The sequence below is a fragment of the Clostridium sp. AWRP genome, from assembly GCF_004006395.2.
Lineage (GTDB): Bacteria > Bacillota > Clostridia > Clostridiales > Clostridiaceae > Clostridium_B.
Map to the genome: position 1 here is coordinate 1,027,912 of NZ_CP029758.2, position 19,645 is coordinate 1,047,556.

At 29.8% G+C, this 19,645-nt stretch carries 15 protein-coding genes and 2 pseudogenes; 15 read left to right on the forward strand and 2 right to left on the reverse strand.

From position 1 onward, the window contains the following. Positions 1 to 9: 9 nt before the first annotated feature. The 5 genes and pseudogenes from DMR38_RS04575 to DMR38_RS04595 all read left to right on the forward strand — a co-directional run bounded on the left by DMR38_RS04575 (position 10) and on the right by DMR38_RS04595 (position 6,273). A complete protein-coding gene (locus DMR38_RS04575; protein ID WP_243124439.1) occupies positions 10 to 624 on the forward strand; it encodes a transposase in 615 nt (204 codons plus the stop codon). Positions 625 to 1,159: 535 nt separating this feature from the next. Beyond that, on the forward strand, positions 1,160 to 3,490 hold the full coding sequence (locus DMR38_RS04580; protein WP_127720203.1) for a glycosyltransferase family 2 protein: 2,331 nt from the start codon (positions 1,160 to 1,162) through the stop codon (positions 3,488 to 3,490). A gap of 504 nt (positions 3,491 to 3,994) precedes the next feature. Then, a pseudogene (locus DMR38_RS04585) lies at positions 3,995 to 4,570 on the forward strand (AAA family ATPase); the annotation flags it as partial. 116 nt (positions 4,571 to 4,686) lie between these two features. Continuing rightward, on the forward strand, positions 4,687 to 5,013 hold the full coding sequence (locus tag DMR38_RS04590; RefSeq protein ID WP_127720204.1) for a hypothetical protein: 327 nt from the start codon (positions 4,687 to 4,689) through the stop codon (positions 5,011 to 5,013). A gap of 288 nt (positions 5,014 to 5,301) precedes the next feature. Next, entirely contained in the window at positions 5,302 to 6,273 is a 972-nt protein-coding gene (locus DMR38_RS04595) for a flagellin (RefSeq protein ID WP_127720205.1), read from the forward strand. Positions 6,274 to 6,510: 237 nt separating this feature from the next. Here DMR38_RS04595 and DMR38_RS04600 read toward each other — a convergent pair whose 3' ends face one another. Both DMR38_RS04600 and DMR38_RS04605 read right to left on the reverse strand, forming a co-directional pair. After that, the gene (locus DMR38_RS04600; protein WP_175413112.1) at positions 6,511 to 7,716 is read right to left on the reverse strand and encodes an IS256 family transposase; all 1,206 of its coding nucleotides are present in this window, start codon (positions 7,714 to 7,716) and stop codon (positions 6,511 to 6,513) included. A gap of 319 nt (positions 7,717 to 8,035) precedes the next feature. Further along, positions 8,036 to 8,779, reverse strand: a complete 744-nt coding sequence (locus tag DMR38_RS04605; protein WP_127720207.1) for a hypothetical protein — start codon at positions 8,777 to 8,779, stop codon at positions 8,036 to 8,038. Positions 8,780 to 8,985: 206 nt separating this feature from the next. On the opposite strand from DMR38_RS04605, the gene DMR38_RS04610 reads away from it, so the two are divergent. The 10 genes and pseudogenes from DMR38_RS04610 (at position 8,986) to DMR38_RS04655 (ending at position 19,524) form a co-directional block, all read left to right on the forward strand. After that, positions 8,986 to 9,810, forward strand: coding sequence for a hypothetical protein (locus DMR38_RS04610; RefSeq protein ID WP_127720208.1), 825 nt, complete (start codon positions 8,986 to 8,988; stop codon positions 9,808 to 9,810). 167 nt (positions 9,811 to 9,977) lie between these two features. Next, entirely contained in the window at positions 9,978 to 10,985 is a 1,008-nt protein-coding gene (locus DMR38_RS04615; protein WP_127723903.1) for an SDR family NAD(P)-dependent oxidoreductase, read from the forward strand. A gap of 285 nt (positions 10,986 to 11,270) precedes the next feature. After that, positions 11,271 to 12,918 (forward strand): annotated as a pseudogene (locus DMR38_RS04620) (AAA family ATPase). Positions 12,919 to 13,046: 128 nt separating this feature from the next. Further along, a complete protein-coding gene (locus DMR38_RS04625; RefSeq protein WP_127720209.1) occupies positions 13,047 to 13,454 on the forward strand; it encodes a nucleotidyltransferase domain-containing protein in 408 nt (135 codons plus the stop codon). Then, the gene (locus DMR38_RS04630; protein ID WP_127720210.1) at positions 13,447 to 13,848 is read left to right on the forward strand and encodes a DUF86 domain-containing protein; all 402 of its coding nucleotides are present in this window, start codon (positions 13,447 to 13,449) and stop codon (positions 13,846 to 13,848) included. The genes DMR38_RS04625 and DMR38_RS04630 overlap by 8 nt, the downstream gene beginning before the upstream one ends. Positions 13,849 to 14,014: 166 nt before the next feature. Further along, positions 14,015 to 15,481 (forward strand): zinc-ribbon domain-containing protein, encoded by a 1,467-nt coding sequence (locus DMR38_RS04635; protein ID WP_175412918.1) that lies wholly within the window; start codon positions 14,015 to 14,017, stop codon positions 15,479 to 15,481. A gap of 165 nt (positions 15,482 to 15,646) precedes the next feature. Next, complete coding sequence (locus DMR38_RS04640) at positions 15,647 to 15,826, forward strand: YjfB family protein (RefSeq protein WP_127720212.1); 180 nt, start codon at positions 15,647 to 15,649, stop codon at positions 15,824 to 15,826. A gap of 23 nt (positions 15,827 to 15,849) precedes the next feature. Next, positions 15,850 to 16,098, forward strand: coding sequence for a hypothetical protein (locus tag DMR38_RS04645; RefSeq protein ID WP_127723905.1), 249 nt, complete (start codon positions 15,850 to 15,852; stop codon positions 16,096 to 16,098). Between the two features lie 198 nt (positions 16,099 to 16,296). Next, positions 16,297 to 17,034 carry a FlxA-like family protein gene (locus tag DMR38_RS04650; protein ID WP_175412919.1) on the forward strand — a complete coding sequence of 246 codons (738 nt, stop codon included), beginning with the start codon at positions 16,297 to 16,299 and terminating at the stop codon, positions 17,032 to 17,034. A gap of 240 nt (positions 17,035 to 17,274) precedes the next feature. Beyond that, complete coding sequence (locus DMR38_RS04655; RefSeq protein WP_127720214.1) at positions 17,275 to 19,524, forward strand: cell wall-binding repeat-containing protein; 2,250 nt, start codon at positions 17,275 to 17,277, stop codon at positions 19,522 to 19,524. Positions 19,525 to 19,645 lie beyond the last annotated feature (121 nt).

Sequence of the window (19,645 nt, forward strand, 5' to 3'; positions counted from 1 at the left end):
TGTGATATAATGGGAACTCCACAAAGAATTTGGCTTTCATATGCAAGTTATCATATTACAGCAAGAGGAAATCATAGGAATAACATTTTTAGAGATGAAGAAGATTTTCAAATTTATCTAAAAATTATTGAGGGAACATTTGAATATTACGATTACCAGTATGAACTTATTTGTTATTGTCTCATGACTAACCACATTCATTTTATGGTAAAAACTAAGGAAAAACATATAAGTTTTTTTATGAGGAGAGTAAATGGTATATATGATCGATACTTTAACAATAAGTATAATTATATAGGACATCTGTTTCAGGAAAGATATTACTCAGAATTAATAGAAAATGATGCTCAAGCATTAGAAACTAGCAGATATATTCATCTAAACCCTGTAAAAGCAAAAATGGTACAGTGTGCCGAGGAATATAAATGGAACAGCTATTCTATGTACATAGGTATGAAGAAAGAGCGTATTATTTGCAGTCAAAGAATATTGAACTATTTTAAAGACAAAGATAGAGAATTATATAAAAAATATGTTGAAACTTCAATTGATGGAAAGTTGGCTGCTTTTGACCCATCAAATGAAGAAAGTAGGAAGACAGAATATGGGAAAATATTAGAATGAGCATTAATAGCTGGATAAATAGCTGCTGGTGCTTGTTTTTTTGTAGGTGCTAGTGCTACAAAGTAAGGATTAGGGAGTACCTGTAGCTGTTCTTTTTTAGTATGCCTAAATGATTATAAAAAGAACAGATGTTTGTATAAAATTAATTTTTTATGACCATAATAAAAATATAAATGGTGCGCCCAGCATGGGCGACAACTTGGCGGTGAAAGTCCGCTGTGGACTTGGTAGTTGTAACCACTAGCTGAAGACTTAGAATGTGCTTTTGAAAACAGTGGAAAAGAATTAAGACTAAGCATGATAATTTAACGTGAGTTCGAATCGTAAAATGGAAATATTTAAGGTATAAAAAAGCCAATCAAAATGTTTTATTATTATAAGTGATGAAACAAACAAAATAAAACAAAACCATGACGTTTTATGTAATATTTACTAATAGAAGTATTTTATGATGTAGATAATTATTGTATACACTGTTCTAGATGCAGTTCTCAAAAAGGTTTTTGTTTATTATATTTGAAAGGAATAAATTGATATGAAATTAAGCATATGTATGATGGTTAAAGATGAAGAAAAAAATTTAGAAAGATGTTTAAATAGCTTAAAAACTATAATGAGTACTATAGAGTCAGAATTAATTATAGTTGACACAGGTTCACAAGACAGGACCATAGAAATAGCAAAACGATATACAGACAAAGTTTACTTACATAAATGGAATAATGATTTTTCCGCAATGAGGAATATTACAATAAATTATGCAGCTGGGGAATGGATATTTATTATTGATGCAGATGAGGAAGTTTCAAATGAAAATCAATTGATTACTTTTTTAAAATCAGAAAAGTGTAATGAGTATAATACTGCAATTATGCCTGTTGAAAATTTAAATAGTATAAAGGATAGATACGATTATAGTGTAATACAATCTCCTAGACTTTTTAAAAATGATGGAGAGTTTTATTATAAAGGAGTGGTTCATAATTACCCGGTATTTAAAAAGCCTGTAATTGCAATAAATGCTAAGATTGTTCATTATGGATATATTAATGAAGATAAAAATCTCATGGAAAGAAAATTTTTTAGAACTAGCAAATTGTTAAAATTGGAATTAGAAAAAGATCCAGATAACATTTATTATGGGTTTCAACTTTCTGTTACATATAGAATGCATGATGATTGTAAAGATGCACTAAATCAGATTAAAAAAACTTATGAGATTATGAATAAAGGTCATTTTAATAAAAAGGATTTCTTGTATGTTTATTATCAGTATGTTATCTGTCTAATGGATTTTAAAAAATATTCTGAAGCAGAAGAAGTTTGCAGGGAAGGATTGAAATTAGATAATAATTATATTGATCTTGCATTTTATATGGCAAAATCTGAAGCTTTCAGTGAAACTTTTAAGAAATCCATTGAAAGTTATAAGAGATATATTGCTCTGGTCAAGGAATACAATAACTCTAAATTGAGGTATAATGTAAATTTAGGACTGTATACTTTAGGTAGAATAGAAGAAGCGTATAATGATCTTGTTGTAGGTTATTATGGGATTGGAATGTATGAAAAGTGTTTGGAATATAGCAAATTATTAACTTCAAAGGAATTTATACAAAATAGTATAGGAGCAGTTGTTAGTTCATATATAAAATTAGATAGGTATTTGGAACTTAACAAGTATTATGAAGATGTAATAATTCCAAATGGCATACAGTTTGAAAATAAATTTAATTATGTTTTAGAACAATGCATGAATGAATTAGAAAAAGGCAAGAGAGAACTTTTGATAAAGAGGTTTGCAGGCTATTCTAATTCTTATTCGTATTTAAATAAAATAAGAAGTTCAGAAGCAATAGCTAGTAATGGTTTAAAGAAAATTATTATTGATTTTGTAAACAAAATGGATATGAATTTGCAGCCAAATTATTTTGGAGACTTGATATATTATATGCTTAAAGCTGGTGGAGATATAGGGTCATTGTTGTATAATGTGTGGGATTCTAGACTCAATAAATTTATGGAATATTTAAATGATACACATAAGGATTTATCCAACTTATTAATTGAGTATATTAATTTTCATGACGACGTTAACAATTACAATAATGTTAGAATTAATAGATTATTTTGCAGATATGTATTATTAATTGATAACATAGATGATAAGAGCTATCAATATATATTTAAAAAATATATAAAATTTGGTATTTCTTATGTGACAACAATATATAGTAAATGGTGTATAGATAATAAAATAGTATATGATGTAAAGAATAATGAGGATGCTTTTTTTATTTATTTATATCATGCTCAAAAATGCAGAGATAATAATGATATGAAAGGTTATTACAAATATCTGAGAATAGCTTTAGAAACATATACTTATATGAAAAAGGGAATAGAAATTTTAATGCAAAACGAAAAAGTCTTAACAGGCAAAGAAGAAAAAGAATTTGAAAATTATAAGACTAAATTAAAACAGAATATTTCAAAGTTAATTGATTGTGGAAAACTTGATAATGCACAATTTTTAATTTCACAATACGAAGATATTGTGAAAAATGATATTGAAATATATTCAATGAAAGCAGTAATTTATATGATGCAGCAAAAAAATAGCGAAGCTGAAAAAATTCTTTTAGAAGGACTAAAAGTTGACCCAGATAATGCAGATATATTATTTAACTTAGCTTACGTTTATGAGATGAATCAAAACTATAATAAAGCAATAGAATACTATAAAACTGCATTTTTGGCATCTGATAATAAAGAACTAAAAGAGAATATAAGAAACATTATTAAAAATTTGTTAGAAATTTTGAATTCTAATATAACAGTTGAAGATTTTTTTAAAAGTATATAAGAAAATTCAAATAGTAAAAAATAAAAGATATTGATGCTTTGTGATTTTTATTGCTTATGCTAATCTAATATTAGTTCAAGTGCTCATTTTGTTGTGGAGGATATTCCTATTTTGTAGGGCAAATAGGGCACAGTTTCCGCCCTACTAATCCTACGAAAAAATAGTAGGGACAATCAAAAACAGCCGTGGATATCGGCACTACTGACAGTATTGTCATCTTATTTTTTACAATGTCAGTAATGCTGATATTTATGCCTTCTTATATAACAATATATTTAGAGAGCAGAAAAATAGGCAGAGAACAAATTGTAATTAGAGTTAAAAATTTAATTAAGCAATGGTGACAGACACCTGTAAAATAATGTAATAATATTTTTAGAACGGTCATTGAATTGGCTGCTCTTTTTTAGTATATCTAAATGATTATTAAAAGAACAAATGTTTGCATAAAATTGACTTCTTGCGACCATAATAAAAATATGCTATATATAATGGAAAAATGTGAAGGAAGAAATAGGAACTATGCTGGATAACTATGTACAAAGTAAAGGTGTAGAACTTAATAAAGAGTATTTTTCAGAAAGACTTTACTTTTATACTTCGGGATATCCTTTCCTTGTAAGCAAACTTTGCAAAATAATAGACGAGAAAATAATGCAGGAAGGTGAACTTGAGTGGAAAAAAGAATATATGGATAAAGCTGTAAAGATACTTTTAAATGATGATAATACGAATTTTCAAAGTTTGATTAAAAATATTGAAAACAACAGTAAACTGAAAGAAATGATAAAGAGTTTAATTATAGATGGAAATAAAATTAATTACAATATAAGTAATCCAATTATAAATATGGGAATACTTTATGGAATATTTAAAAATGAAGACAATAGCTTGAAAATAAATAATAGAATATATGAACAACTGATATATGATTATATGAGTTCATTAATAGAAACATCAACTGATGTTGGATTTTACAATGAAAAGTCAAATTTTATAAGAGAAGATGGAAACCTTGATGTACAAAAGATACTTTTAAAATTTCAACAATTTATGAAGCATGAGTATTCAGAAAAAAGAATATAAAGAGTATAGTGGAAGTCTATTGTTAGATACTCCACTAGGAATTTACATGTTGAATTTGCAATAATGACATGTTAAACTTGTAATGTATATTAGATGTAGGGTGGTGTAATATGGATAATGAATTATTAAAGGCATTAGGTAATTTACTTGACGAAAAATTAAAATATATAAATGATGATATTAAAGAAATAAAAAGTGATATTAGTGGGATAAAAAATGATATTGAACTTATAAGAATACAGCAGAAAGAACATGGTGCTATACTTAGAATACTTGAGGATAAGGCTAATACTAATAAGGCTGAGCATGATAAATTAAGTAATGATATGATTCAACTTTCAGGAAAAGTTGAAGATATGAGAAAAGATTTAGCTACAGTTGAGGTAGTAACAGCTAGAAATATGGAAAATATAGCAAGCTTGAAGATTATAAAATAAATAATAAAATTTATGAGCAACTTATATATGATTATATGAGTTCGTTAATAGAGACATCAACAGATGTGAGATTTTACAATGAAAAGATTAGATGAAACAATCAAAAAGGTATATATTAATGAATTTAACGATTTGGAGAAATTACTTAAAAGTACTCCGGGAGTATAAATTCTGGAAAATGTAAGTAGGCATCGATAGCTAGCATATAAGCTGTTGGTGCTTATTTTTGTTAAATGTAATTATTTATGATAAAATTACAATGTGAGGAAATTGGAGGGAGGCAGGCACATGGTAATCAATCATAATATAAATGCAGTAAATGCATTGAGACATATGTCAATAAATACGTCTAAGATGGCAAAAGCTGCTAAGAGACTTTCTTCTGGATTAGCCATAAATAGTGCATCGGATAACCCATCAGGTTTGGTAGTATCTGAAAAAATGAAGTCACGAATTATAGGACTAGAGCAGGCATCAAGAAATGCCCAGGATGATGTTTCTGCTATACAGGTTGCAGATGGTGCATTAGAGGTGACTACTTCAATATTACAAAGAATGAAGCAGTTAGCAACTGAAGCTGCAAATGGAACATTAAAAGATCAAGATAGAAAAAATATTCAATGCGAAATCAATCAATTAACCTCAGAAATTAACGATATAGGTGACAATACAGAGTTTAATACTATAAAGCTGTTAAGCTTTGATGGCAAAAAATATAATCAAATTAATCCTCATCCTGTAATTCAAGCTGGAGCTGATTTAGGGCAATGTGATGTGATCAAAGTAGAGGATATGAAAGCCAAAGCACTAAATATAAGTGGACAATCGGGTGGAAGTGTTACATCAAAGGATGGAAAAGTAACAGCAAAATTTGTAGAGTCAAATCCAAATGATAAAGATAATGTAGTTACTGATGGAAATGACAATAAAGCTGTAGAGTATGCACTAGATATGACAGATCCTAAAAATGCTAGTGCTGCTATTAAAATATATAGTGATGCTATAGGAAAGGTATCTTGTTTTAGAGTAGGTTTAGGAGCTCTTCAAAATGTATTACAGTGTAGGATAGATTGTCTTGGTGATACAGCAAGTAATATATCTGCATCAGAATCTAAAATAGAAGATGCTGATATGGCAAAGGAAATGATAAATTATTCAAGATACAATATTCTTTCTCAAGCATCGCAGGCAATGCTAGTACAAGCTAATCGTAATTCATCAGAACGGATGTCACAGTTATTAAAGTCTTTTATAATGTAGCTTAACTTCTGCACATATAAAATTTTGACTTAATATAAAAAAATTACGACCTAAATGAATTCACAATTCACAGTTCACAATGCGAGAGTGTTAGATTTTTTCTGTAAATTAGCTTTCTATGATATTTTAGAAAGACAGCTATGTAAAAAATTATTTCTGTCTTAATTTCAAATATATAATTTAAAAATGAGTATGTCAATAACGCCTAAGAAAAAAGGCGTTATTTTCATAAAAATTTTATTCGGGAAGTCTGCCATCATACATTATGGATAGTTCACCATAAACCTTACCCCAGTTTCTGAGGACTGACGTCCATTTCTTAGTTGCCTCAAATGTTGCAAGATAAAGTGCCTTTAGAAGTGCAGTATCACTTGGAAATACGCTTCTTTGACTGTTTAATCTGCGGTATGTGCTATTAAGGCTTTCTATGGCATTCGTTGTATATATTACTTTTCTGACTTCTGGTGAAAATTTGAATATAGGGGTTATAGCATCCCAATTTTTCAACCAGCTTCGCATAGATCCTGGATATTTATCATTCCACTTCTTAGTTACAATTTCCAGATTTTTATGAGCAGTTTCCTCAGATGGAGCCTGATATATACTCTTAAGATCCTTTGCAAAATCTTTCTTGTGTTTATAAGATACATATTTAAGTGTATTTCTTGTCTGATGTACGATGCATCTTTGGTACTCTGTGTCCGGAAAGGACGCATTTATAGATTCTTTTATGCCAGAAAGACCATCTGCACAAAGTATAAGAATATCTTTAACTCCTCTGTTCTTAAGCTCATTTAGAACACCAAGCCAGTATTTGCTGCTCTCGTTCTCACCTATATTTATGGAAAGCACATCTTTTATTCCGGCATCATTTATTCCCATGATTATATAGGCAGCAAGTTTTTTTACTATACCATTATCTCTAACAGAAAAATGTACTGCATCTATGAAAACAATTGGATAAACTGTAGACAATGGACGCTGCTGCCACTGTTCAATCTCTGGTAATATGCGGTCTGTTATGTTAGATATCATACTTTCACTTGCTTCAAAACCATATATGTCTTCAATAATTTCAGATATTTGTCTTGTAGTCATACCTTTTGCATACATCGATATTATTTTGTCTTCTATGCTTGATATGTCCTTCTGGCGCTTTGCTACAGCCTGCGGCTGAAATGTACTGTTCCTATCTTGAGGTACATCAATCTCTACTTCACCATATTTACTTCGTACTTTCTTGCTTTTCTTACCATTCCTGTAGTTAGCTTCATCTGAGCGTCCATACTTTTCATAGCCAAGATGGTTGTCCATCTCACCTTCCAGCATCTCCTGAAGAGTTCCTCCCAGTAGATCTTTCAGTGCATCTTGAATGTCCTCTGCAGATTTGATATCATACTCACTTATAAGAGAAGTTATAATATTTCTCTTACCATCTGTCATTGGTTTTACCTTATAAACATCTTTTTTCCTTGCCATAAAAAAAGCCTCCTATAATTTTTATTTTATCATAGAAAGCTTTATGTTTTTATTTGATTTACAGACTTTTTATCACAGGCTCCACAATGCACAATTTCGGTAGATTTTTCTCCGCTGTGCTGCGAAAAATTTTAAATTTAAAGCTTATTGAAGCTCTGCTTCAATGGCGCTATATTTTAGATTTTCTGAAGTTTTAACGGAAGAAAATCATCCTTAATTGTGAACTGTGCATCGTGCATTGTGAATTAGTTGCTTCGCAATATTTTTAAACTGCGAAAGTTAGTTATACATAAGTACTTATCTTATCCTTCTTGGATTTTTTATGAGATTTTTTTGTAGAAGAAGTATCTTTATTATCATCAACTATCATATTATCTGTTTTACTTTTTTTGGAAGACTGTTTTCCTTGGGTTCCTATATTTTTCTTTGCAGCATTCTTGACTTCTTTTGTTTTAGATGAAATCTGTTCATCTATCCTTCCTATATTTGAGGATAATTTATCCATTTGGGCCATCTGAGAATTAGAATAGGTTCCCTTTATTGGATCAGGTTCACTTAGGATAACATTCATTTGTCTTTTCATACCAGCTTTAATAGTATACATTTTAGATAATTTAGAGACATTTGAAGCAATTTTTATTAAATTGTTTAATTGTATTGATTTCTGTGCGTTCTCATCATATGTTATTTTTTCAGTAGAATTTTCTTTCTTTTTTTGTTTCTCTTCATTTTCTTTTTTATGAGTTATTTGTTCTGATTTGATTTCAGCAATTTTTGAATCTATTTGCTCAATTTGTTTGTTTAAATCTTTAATATTGGATTGCTTGCTTTTTTCATCCATACTGCTATCTTTAATTCCCTGGATTTGATCTTGAATTGATTCTTTTTCTTTTTCCAAAGCTTGAATTACATTATTATTAGATTTAATATTACTTATTGAATTTTTTTTGTTTTTTTTGTCTAGTTTATTATCATGAGATAAACTATTTATATTTATAGTTTTTGATTGAATTGAGTTTATAGTCATGTAATCATCTCCAAAACAGGTTTTATATAAATAGACTTTTCCAAAACATTTATCGTTACAAATATGGAAAACTTAACTATTTATTATTTACTTTGGTATAAAGATTTTGATTTATCTACGATAACATAAATAGTTAATGAAAGAGAAACGAAGTATTTAACTATCCGTTGTTAATTCTCAACTTTTAAGTAGAAAGGCGTGTAATTATGAATATTTCAAAAATTAAATTTAAAAGTAGTTTTTTAAGTATGTACAATAATCAAAATAAGAAATTATCAAATGCAGTAAAAACAAGGCTAGATTCTCAAAAATCAATGGCTGATACTTTAGAAGTAAATGAATTAAAAGTTGAACTAAGTAAAGCACAAACTTCAGAGAAACATATACAAGAAGGGGTTTCTTACCTTCAAGAGGAAAATAAAGCTGTAAATTCATTAAAAGATATGTCCCAGAAATTGAAACAAATATCTTCTGAATATAATAGTGGTAAGTTGACAGATGAAGATAGGAAGGCTGCAGAAAAACAGGCCAATGAAATAATAAGTTATATGAATAGTGTAGTAAACTCTACTTTTGGAGATAATACTTTTAGAGAGAATCAGATTAATGTAGAAACTAATCATGGATCTGATATTATTATAGATTTAAAACCTTTTGATATAAGTATAGATTCTGATGCGGATAAAGACAATAAAAAAAATGGTGATGGAAAATTTCATATTGAAGGGAAACTAGGTATAAGAGATATATTGAAAGATACCAATAGAATAGAGAATAATTTGATAAAACCTTTGGATAAATATTCTGGTAATATAAAAAGTCAAATAGGAGGGCTTGTAGATGATGCTATGTATCAGAATATGGTAGTAGATATGACAGTTAAAGACTTATGTCAATTAAAAGCTATGGATAAGTATACTGCACGTATTGCATTATATAATTCCAAAGCGATTTTAGAAAACGCGGCTAATGCACTGGACTGTCAATCATCTAGGTTACAAAATAGTACTGTTTCACAACTTCTAAGTTAATTTTATTAAAAAGGAGTTTATGATGCTAACCATATAAAAGAGGATATTAAATGCTTTTATAGAATAAATTAATAAATAATATGAAGTAATCAGTTCACAACTAGAATTATTAATTCTTAACTCTTAATTATTAATTATTTTTATATGCGGAAAAGAGGTAGAATATGATGAACATATTAGTTACAGGAGGAGCTGGCTTTATTGGACACTGGATAGTAAAAAAACTGCTGGAAGATGGTCATAGAGTTACAGCCTTTGATAATTTATCTAATGGAAGAATTGAGAATATACAGGAATTTAAAAATAATTCTAATTTCAAGTTTATAGGTGGAGACGTAAGAGATGAAAATAAGTTAGATGAAATATTTAAAGAAAAGTTTGATATAGTATATCATTTGGCGGCATCTATAAATGTTCAAGACAGCATTGAGGATCCAAGGACTACTTTTTATAACGATGTAGTAGGTACTTTTAATATACTTGAGAGAGCTAGAGTTCAAATGTTCGGCAGAAATGGAAAGATGGATGGAGACGGTTGGGTCCTTGATGCTAATGAAGATACTTATCCATGTAAAGTTGTGTTTACTAGTACGTGTATGCTTTATGATGTGTCAGGGCAGGAAGGAATAGATGAAAAGCATCCAGTAAAGCCTGTGTCACCTTATGGCGGAAGTAAAATAGCAGCAGAAAATATGGTACTTTCCTATTACAATGCATATAAACTTCCAGCGGTAGTGGTAAGGCCTTTTAATACTTATGGGCCATTTCAGAAAACTGGAGGAGAAGGCGGCGTAGTTGCTGCATTTATAAACAATTCACTGCATAGTAGAAATATAAATATATATGGTTCAGGAGAGCAGACTAGAGATCTTCTATATGTCAAGGATTGTGCGAGATTTTTGGCAATGGCAGGGTATTGTGATAAAGTTAATGGGCAGATAGTTAATGTTGGTACTGGAAGAGATGTTACTATAAATGAATTAGCCCAAATTATTACGAAAAACAGAGTTAAAGTAAGACATGTAAAACATATTTATCCTCAAAGTGAAATTATGAAATTAAAGTGTAATTATAAGAAGGCAAGAGACCTTATAAATTGGGAACCGGAATATACATTGGAGAAGGGAATTGAAGAAACTGAACGCTGGATAGAGGGAACTAAACTGCTAAAATAGTATCTTTTTAGAATATAAAGCATCAATAGCTGATATATAAGTTGTTGGTGCTTATTTTTAGTTGAAAGATTTTTAAGTGCTTATTAGCAGGTGTAGGAAACTTCATGTTAAAATGCAAAGATTATAAAGAAGAACAAATGTTTGCATAAAATTAATTTTTTATGACCATAATAAAAATACAGCTTTAATAATGGAAAAATATGATTGTTATAGATTATAATAAAATAGAAGATGAAGAAATTTTGTGGATATATATACTATCTATAAAAAGGTGGTTTTAAAATTATGAAAAAGAGATTTAATGTAACGGGAACCTGCATACCAGAGAAACATTATATGGTAAACATTTCTGATAAAATAAAAATAATAATGAATTTTATAGAAGATGAAGAATATTTTGTAATAAATAGACCAAGGCAGTATGGAAAGACTACAACTTTGTATATGCTTAATAAAAAGCTTAAAAAAGATGAAGATTATTTACCTATAAAAATAAGTTTTGAAGGAATTGATTCAGAAACATATAATGAAATGAAAAGTTTTTTAAAAAGTGTAATGCTACGAATAGCAAATTATTTTAGGTTTAGTAGAAATAAAAATATGGTGGAGTTTATTAAAAAATATAATAGTAACATAAACACGATGGATGAATTCAGTAAGTTTATAACGGATTTAGTTGAATATGCTAATAAAAAAGTGGTTTTTATTATAGATGAAGTGGATAAAAGTAGTAACAATCAATTGTTTTTAGATTTTTTAGGAATGCTTAGAGACAAGTATCTACTTAGAAATGAAGGAATGGATATTACTTTTCACAGCGTGATACTTGCCGGAGTGCATGACGTCAAGAGTTTAAAGATTAAAATAAGACCTGATGAAGAACATAAATACAACAGTCCCTGGAATATTGCATCGGATTTTGATTTGGATATGAGCTTTTCAAAAGAAGAAATAGGAACAATGCTTGATGACTATATTAAAGATAAAGGTGTAGAACTTGATAAAGAGTATTTTTCGGAAAGGCTTCATTTTTATACTTCAGGATATCCTTTCCTTGTAAGTAAACTATGTAAGATAATAGATGAGAAAATAATGTCGGAAAGTGAGCTTGAGTGGAAAAAAGAATATATGGATATGGCTGTAAAGAGACTCTTAAATGATGATAATACGAATTTTCAGAGCTTGATTAAAAATATTGAAAATAACAAGGAATTATATGATTTTGTAAGGAAAATAGTTTTAGATGGAGAATATATAACATATGTAAAAAGTGATGAAATAGTAAATTTAGGTACATTATATGGTATTTTAAAAGAAGATGATGGAAACTGTAAGGTAAATAATAAAATTTATGAGCAGTTGATATATAATCATATGATGATGAAGGTAATAAGAAATAAAGAATATGCTGAAATATCTAAATATAATTATAAGTCGAATTTTATAAGTGAGGATGGAAATCTTGATGCAAAAAAGGTACTTATAAAATTTCAGGAGTTTATGAAACACGAGTATTCAGAGAAAAGAGAAGCTTTCTTGGAGGCAGATGGTAGGCTTCTGTTTTTAGCTTTTATAAGTCCAATAATAAATGGAACAGGATTTGCTTTTAAAGAAGTGCAGGGCGGAGAGGAAAAGCAGAGAGCCCAACATCTATGATTTGGTGCGAATCGCTTTCACAGAGTGCAAGCGTTTTGATATAGTTATAACCTATAATAAGAAGATGTATATAGTGGAGCTCAAAGTATGGTATGGTGAGGAGTACCACGAAAAAGGACTTGTCCAACTCGGAGAATACCTGGAGCAGTACAGCCTAGATACAGGATACCTTCTAATATTTGATTTTAGAAAACTCAAGGCTGAAGTGGAAAAAGTAAATGAAACTAGTATTGAGATAGACAGCAGAAAAAAGAATATATTTGAAGTTTATTGTTAAATATTATGTATATGCTAATTTGCAGAGATGAATTGGATTAAGTAGTTTGAAAGTTGTTATTTTGATAATATAGATAATATTATTGCAAAATTCAAATAGATAATAGATTTAAGTGAGGTGTGAGTCAATTGAATATAGATAAAGATAAAGTAAATAAAATAATTCAATTTCTTACTGAAAATATAAAACCATATTTAATATATTTATTTGGTTCAAGTGTAAATGGAATTTTTAGAGAAGATAGTGACATTGATATTGCTTTTATTAGTGATATTAATACTACAGACTATGAAATATTTATGTTAGCACAAAAGCTTGCAAATATATTAAAAAGGGATGTTGATTTAATTAACTTAAAAAAAGCATCTACTGTATTTAGAATTCAGGTAATAGCTAAAGGAGAAAATATATATTGCATTGATAATAAAAGAAGGGCTTATTTTGAAATGTACTCTTTTAAGGATTATGCTGTATTAAATGAAGAAAGGGAAGTAATACTTAAAAGTATAAAGAAAAGAGGGCATATATATGAATGATGTTATACTAAATAAAATATCTGTTATCGAAAGATGTATAAAGAGGATAAATGAAGAATACAAAAATAATCCTGAAAACTTAAAGAATTATACTAAACAGGATTCTATAATTTTAAATATACAAAGAGCTTGTGAAGCATCCATAGATTTGGCTATGCATATTGTTTCGGAGAAAAAGCTTGGTATTCCGCAAAACAGTAGAGACGCATTCGAAGTATTATTTGAAAATAATATTATAGATGAAAAACTTATGAATAATTTAAAATCCATGGTGGGTTTTAGAAATATAGCTGTTCATGATTATCAAACTGTAAATTTGGACATAGTTAAAGAAATAATTGAAAAACATATATATGATCTGAAAAAGTTTTCAGAATATATGCTTATTTTGTAAGGTGCCTGTCACCAAAATGGAACAAAAATGTCCCACTGTGGTGACAGGCACTAAATGGCAAAAAAATCATATAGAATAAACTATTAACGTATGTTAATATAAATTTAATAAAATATTAATCGAAAATTGCAACATTTCGAAACTTAGATATGAGGGAGGCGTTAAAGTGAAATTTTGTGTTAAGTGTGGGAATAAACTAGAAGACAATGATATGTTCTGCTCCAAATGTGGACATAAATCTGGAGTAGAAAATGGACAAGAGGATGATGTAGGAAATACTCAAATTTTTAATACCGACCTTATAAATAAGCAAAATAGTGAATCTCAGGTTAAACAAGATCTTAATAAAGAAAATTTTAATGATGAAGAAGTAGATGAAAGTATATTTGATACACTTAGAAGAAAGTTACGATTGAATAAAAAAATGTCAGTAATTATAGGAATAGGTATTTTATTTATTACAATACTTGTATTTTTTCTAATAGGTAATGCAGCCAGCAAACCTTCTAATGTGGTTTCAAAATTTCAAAAAGCGGTTGCATCCAGTAATAAAGGACAATTGGTGGATATTCTTTATTGCAGTGATAATAGATTGAAAATAGATGAAAAGAGTGTAGCTCCTTTAATTAATTATTTTAAGGACAATCCTTCTTATTTAAATGAAGTTGTGAGTCAATTAAATAATGAAGTAGCTAGATCTGACGGAAATTTAAATTCTAATTCCAAAGGTAAATTTGATATAGTTTATGCAGGAAAAAAGTATTTGTTTTTCAAGGATTATAAGATAGGAATAAAGCCGTCATTTATATTAGTAAAAACTAGAATAAAGGATGTGCAATTTTCTTTAAACAGTACTCAAATAGTAAAAAGTGATTCAAAAGATTTTTCCAAGCAGCTCGGTCCTTTTATTCCCGGGAAATATAAACTTAATGCAGATTACAAAAACAGCTATGAATCTTTAAATGAATCCCGTGATATAGATTTTATGAATTCAAACGAAGACAGCGAAAATGTAGAAGTGTTTAAGGATGTTTCTTATGTCAATATAAACAGTGATTATCCAGATGCAGAAATATTTTTAAATAATAAGGACACTGGAGTTAAAGCAAAGGATGCCAGTAATTTTGGACCGCTGGCGGCTAATTCATCTGTATATGCTGTTGCGGCTGTAAATGGGCAAAAATTGCGAAGCAGCGACTACATTCTGAAAAAGGATGATGATTATATAAAACTTGACTTTACTCAATCTCAAACTAGTATGCAAATTGATCAGTATAGAATGCGTAATTTAATATATTGGTACACGTATTATTTTACACAAGCAGTAAATACTGGTGATTTTGAATATGTTGAGAGTTATCTGTATCCTGGAAGCCCACTTTATAATGACCAAAAAAGTTATGTGGCAACTACTTACGAAAAGGGCATAAAGGAAAATATCAAATCTTTTAATGTAATCTCATACAACTTAAGTGATGATAAAAGATCTGGAACTGTAAGTACAGAGGAGGTTTATAATATATATCAGAGTGATAGTACTACTCCTAGCACTAAGACTTTTCATTATACTTACACATTCAGGTACAATGAGGAATTTTCTGGATACCAGCTTTCAGATATTAAATCTAATTAGTGACAGGCACCTTAGTGGGGTGAAAATGTTCCCACTAAGGTGCCTGTCACCGTAAGGGATCATTTTTCACCCACTTAAGTATGAGACATCGAAGAAAAGATGTTGCTAAATATTTTCCCTTAGTTTACGATAATATAATTATAAAAAATTATTGGAGGGATAGATATGGATATAGCAGCGCTATCAGTGGCAATGAGCCAATCGAGTGTACAGCAGTCAGCTGGTATAGCACTTACAAAAATTGCTATGGATGCAGGAGAACAAAAGGCAGCTGGTATGACAGAAATGTTGAGCAATTCTGCAGTAGATACTAATTTAGGTAGTCATTTAGATGCAATGGCATAACCCTAGGGGTGTAAAAATTGGTAATGAATCAAAAAGAGCAATTAAGGCAAGAACTGGAGGAAGAGCTTCAGTGGGTAAAGTATAGGCAGCAAATGCTCGATACTATGGAAAAAAAGCTGTTGAAAATGAGAGAAATAGCAGAACAAGCTAAGCAGGATAATATTGACGAAAAATACTTAAAAGTTTTAAATGATAAAATAAATGATTTGGCAGCACAGGTTAGGGCGTTAGATGGAGAAAGTAGAAAAACAGAAGATGAAAAAATATTATAGGCAGGGTGCCTGTCACTATGTAGGATACTAACGTTCCCACTCAGTGACAGGCACCTTTGTATTAAAGTAATTTGTAAATTACACGAAAAATAAATAATGGGATTAAAGGATAACTAGTGCAAAGATGCCATATGGAGACAGGCATGTGATAGCTGATTATAAATTAATATGAAACAAATACAGAGGGGAAGTATATATATGATAAATGGGATTTCATCTAATAGAAGTATACAGACAATGACTCAAAATAGAAATGATACATCAGAGCAGGAAATAAAGTTACTTGAGAATCAAAAAGATGCACTTCAAAAGCAAATAGACAATATAAAAAATGGAAGTGGAGATGTTAACACTAAACAGCAGTTAATAAAACCTATTCAAGAGCAGATACAAGAAATTGATGCTGAAATTCAACAAAAACAAGTGGATAGTGTTGACAGCAAAAATGATAATTCTAATGGTAAAAGCAGCACAAATACTAAATTTAATGGTATTAATGGCCAAAATAATAATAAATATTCTGGAGAGGATTTGTTGCTTGATGCATCAAAAATATATAAACAAATTAAAACGGTTAATTCTGTTAGAAGTGGTTTAATGGATAAAGCTAATGAATTAAATTCAGATGCAGATGTAGATGAGGCACTAAGAAATTACAAAAGTGCTGAAAATAATAGATCTAATGCTGCCCAAAGTAAAGGACGTGCAATTAGCTTGGAATCTAAAATAGGAAAATTAAATGGAGAGATGAATAAAGATGTAAAGAATGAGATAGAAAAGAATGGAAATATAAATGTAAATAAAGATGTTCAACCAAATGGTAAAATTGATGATAAACAAATAGCAAATGATAATAAGAATTTAAAGGAATATAATAAAAATGTCGGTGAGGACAGTAAAGAGGACAAAGATAAATCCATAAATGTATTTGTGTAATTTTAGATTTTTGTAATAGCTAAACTCCTTTCCAGAATACGTGGGAGATTATATGCTAATTTTATGGTGAAATTTGCTATTAAATTAGGTATAATATTAGTAATGGAAATGTTTCTTGTTAGGTGCCTGTCACCGAGTGGGATATTTATTACCCCATCAAGGTGACAGGCACTAAGAATAAAAATGCAAGAAATGGGGATTCTAAACAAAACTAAAGAAAGGAGTTGCCTATATATTAATATGAATAGTTTTAAATTGAAGGGTACGCTTAGAAGTAAAAGATTGGTTCTATTAATTGCCTCTTCAGCAATTATAGGTGTTTTAGGTACTACAAAAGTGTATGCAGCACCGACAGTAGATAGGTATGGTGGTATGGATAGGTATGAGACATCTGCTAGAGTATGTGATGCTGGATGGAGTACTAATACTGATTATGCTGTATTAGTAAATGGAGATGATTACCATGATGCTCTTTCAGCTGCACCTCTTGCTAAAAAGTACAATGCCCCTATACTTTTAACAAACACAGAAGTGCTAAATCCTTATACATCTTCGGAACTTATTAGATTAAATGTGAAAAATGTATTTATAGTGGGTGGAAAAGGTGTAGTATCACAAAGTATAGAAGATTCACTAGTGGCTAAAGGAATGAAGGTTGTTAGAGTTGGTGGTAAAGACAGATATGAAACTGCCCTTCAAGTTGCAGCAAAGATTGGTAAGGCCAGTGAGGTTGCATTAGTAAATGGAAATGATTTTAGAGATGGAATGACAATAGCATCAATAGCTGCTTTAAAAGGAATGCCTATAATATTGACAGATGGAGAACATATGCCTGTTTCTGTTAAAAAATATTTAGGTAATACATCTAAAATGGCTCAAATATATGTAGTAGGTGATGCAAATACTATAAGTGACAATGTTATAAGTGGGTTATCTAATGTTAAAAGAATAGGGTCAGGAGGAAATGCATATGCCAGAAATGTAAGCATAATACAAGCCTTTCAAAATGAAGTAAATACTGGTACCTTATATGTAGCTTCTGCTAAGAACTTTCCAGATTCATTGAGTGCATCAGCTTTAGCTCCAAAAACATCATCTCCAGTATTATTTGTGGATAGTCCAATGGATGAGGCTACGTCAAATTTTCTTAAAACCCATATAGTAAATAATTTAAAAATATTGGGAGGAACAGGTTCCGTAAGTTATGATTCAGAAACCTCAGTTGAAAATATGACTTTGGGAGTAAGCAGCACTGATGCTATAAATGATACTATATGGCAGGGTGAGAAATATACTCCAAGGGCGACTATGGTTATAACAGCTACAGATGGCACCAAAAAGGAAGTTGCTATAGATTGGAACTTAAGTCAAGTAAATACTGCAAATCCAGGTACTTATACTTTTACAGGAAAATTAAAAGGAACAGATACTACAGTATACGCAACTCTTAAAGTAAAACCTCTTCCATATAAAATTGATGATTTAACTCAAACGGCGGTTAGCAGGACAAGCTTTGGACTTCCAACTACTGTTTCGGCTCAGATGACGGATGGTACAACAGCGGATGTACCTGTGTTATGGGATTACGGCACACAGTCTGGGAATAAACCAGGAGTCTATGTCTTTTATGGAACAGTAGATAAATACAGTAAAAAGGTTAAGCTTACTTTAACGACAATTGATAATGGAACAGGTAGGACTATAAAAACTATAAATAACATAAAGGCAACTGTAACTACTAAATCTAGTTATGTATTTCCAACTACAGTATCAGCTATAATGACTGATGGTTCAACACAAAGTTTATCTGTAACTTGGGCAAATGAAATTAAATATTCTACTGGAGTGTATACTTATGAGGGAACAGTAAGCGGATATAGTAAAAAAGTAGGTCTTATGCTTATAGTTACAGGAGAAGGTGGAAAAGATCCTAAAGATCCAAATTATCCTACTAATCCTAATGATCCAAATGTAATGGACTTAGGAGAATTGGACCCTATAATGCAAGATGAAAAATATCCAACTACAGTAAAAGATCCAACTACAGGAAGAAAAGTATCAGTTACATGGACAGATGCTATCAGTATTGATTCTACTTTTTTAGATAATCAATATTTAGATGATTGTAGAGTTGCTAAATTTACTCTGAATGGAACTATAAGTGGTAATAAAAAAGTTAAAGCAACTATAGGAATAATTCCTAAAATTATTACTCTTAATGTAGATGGAAAAACTAACAACGTTCCAGCTGTATCTATAAATATTAAGAAAAGTTACTATCCAAATGGTGTATTTAATATGAGTGAGTTATCAACTAGAATAAATGCAGTTATAAATGGGCCAAATGGAATTAGAGAAGCAAAAAATGTACATGTTCTTCTTTGGGATCCACCAGTTGTTGATATAAGCGATGCTAGTACATACTATGTAACGGCAACTATAGAGCATTATAGTACACCTGTCACCGTTACAATAAAAATTGAAAACTAGCTAAGTGGTTGACAATATATTTTCTTATGATGTAAAAATTGTTGCTAGATTTCATATAAAAAAGGTAAAAAAATTACAAATTGTTACGATTATAAGAATATAAATGTTTTATTGGATATAT

What these genes read in the sequence shown, in the direction of transcription:
- DMR38_RS04580 (WP_127720203.1), top strand. Translation starts at nt 1,160, where the DNA reads ATGAAATTAAGCATATGTATGATGGTTAAAGATGAAGAAAAAAATTTA.
- DMR38_RS04605 (WP_127720207.1), bottom strand. Translation starts at nt 8,779, where the DNA reads ATGACTATAAACTCAATTCAATCAAAAACTATAAATATAAATAGTTTA.
- DMR38_RS04615 (WP_127723903.1), top strand. Translation starts at nt 9,978, where the DNA reads ATGAACATATTAGTTACAGGAGGAGCTGGCTTTATTGGACACTGGATA.
- DMR38_RS04575 (WP_243124439.1), top strand. Translation starts at nt 10, where the DNA reads ATGGGAACTCCACAAAGAATTTGGCTTTCATATGCAAGTTATCATATT.
- DMR38_RS04610 (WP_127720208.1), top strand. Translation starts at nt 8,986, where the DNA reads ATGAATATTTCAAAAATTAAATTTAAAAGTAGTTTTTTAAGTATGTAC.
- DMR38_RS04650 (WP_175412919.1), top strand. Translation starts at nt 16,297, where the DNA reads ATGATAAATGGGATTTCATCTAATAGAAGTATACAGACAATGACTCAA.
- DMR38_RS04600 (WP_175413112.1), bottom strand. Translation starts at nt 7,716, where the DNA reads ATGACAGATGGTAAGAGAAATATTATAACTTCTCTTATAAGTGAGTAT.
- DMR38_RS04655 (WP_127720214.1), top strand. Translation starts at nt 17,275, where the DNA reads ATGAATAGTTTTAAATTGAAGGGTACGCTTAGAAGTAAAAGATTGGTT.
- DMR38_RS04595 (WP_127720205.1), top strand. Translation starts at nt 5,302, where the DNA reads ATGGTAATCAATCATAATATAAATGCAGTAAATGCATTGAGACATATG.
- DMR38_RS04630 (WP_127720210.1), top strand. Translation starts at nt 13,447, where the DNA reads ATGAATGATGTTATACTAAATAAAATATCTGTTATCGAAAGATGTATA.
- DMR38_RS04590 (WP_127720204.1), top strand. Translation starts at nt 4,687, where the DNA reads ATGGATAATGAATTATTAAAGGCATTAGGTAATTTACTTGACGAAAAA.
- DMR38_RS04640 (WP_127720212.1), top strand. Translation starts at nt 15,647, where the DNA reads ATGGATATAGCAGCGCTATCAGTGGCAATGAGCCAATCGAGTGTACAG.
- DMR38_RS04645 (WP_127723905.1), top strand. Translation starts at nt 15,850, where the DNA reads ATGAATCAAAAAGAGCAATTAAGGCAAGAACTGGAGGAAGAGCTTCAG.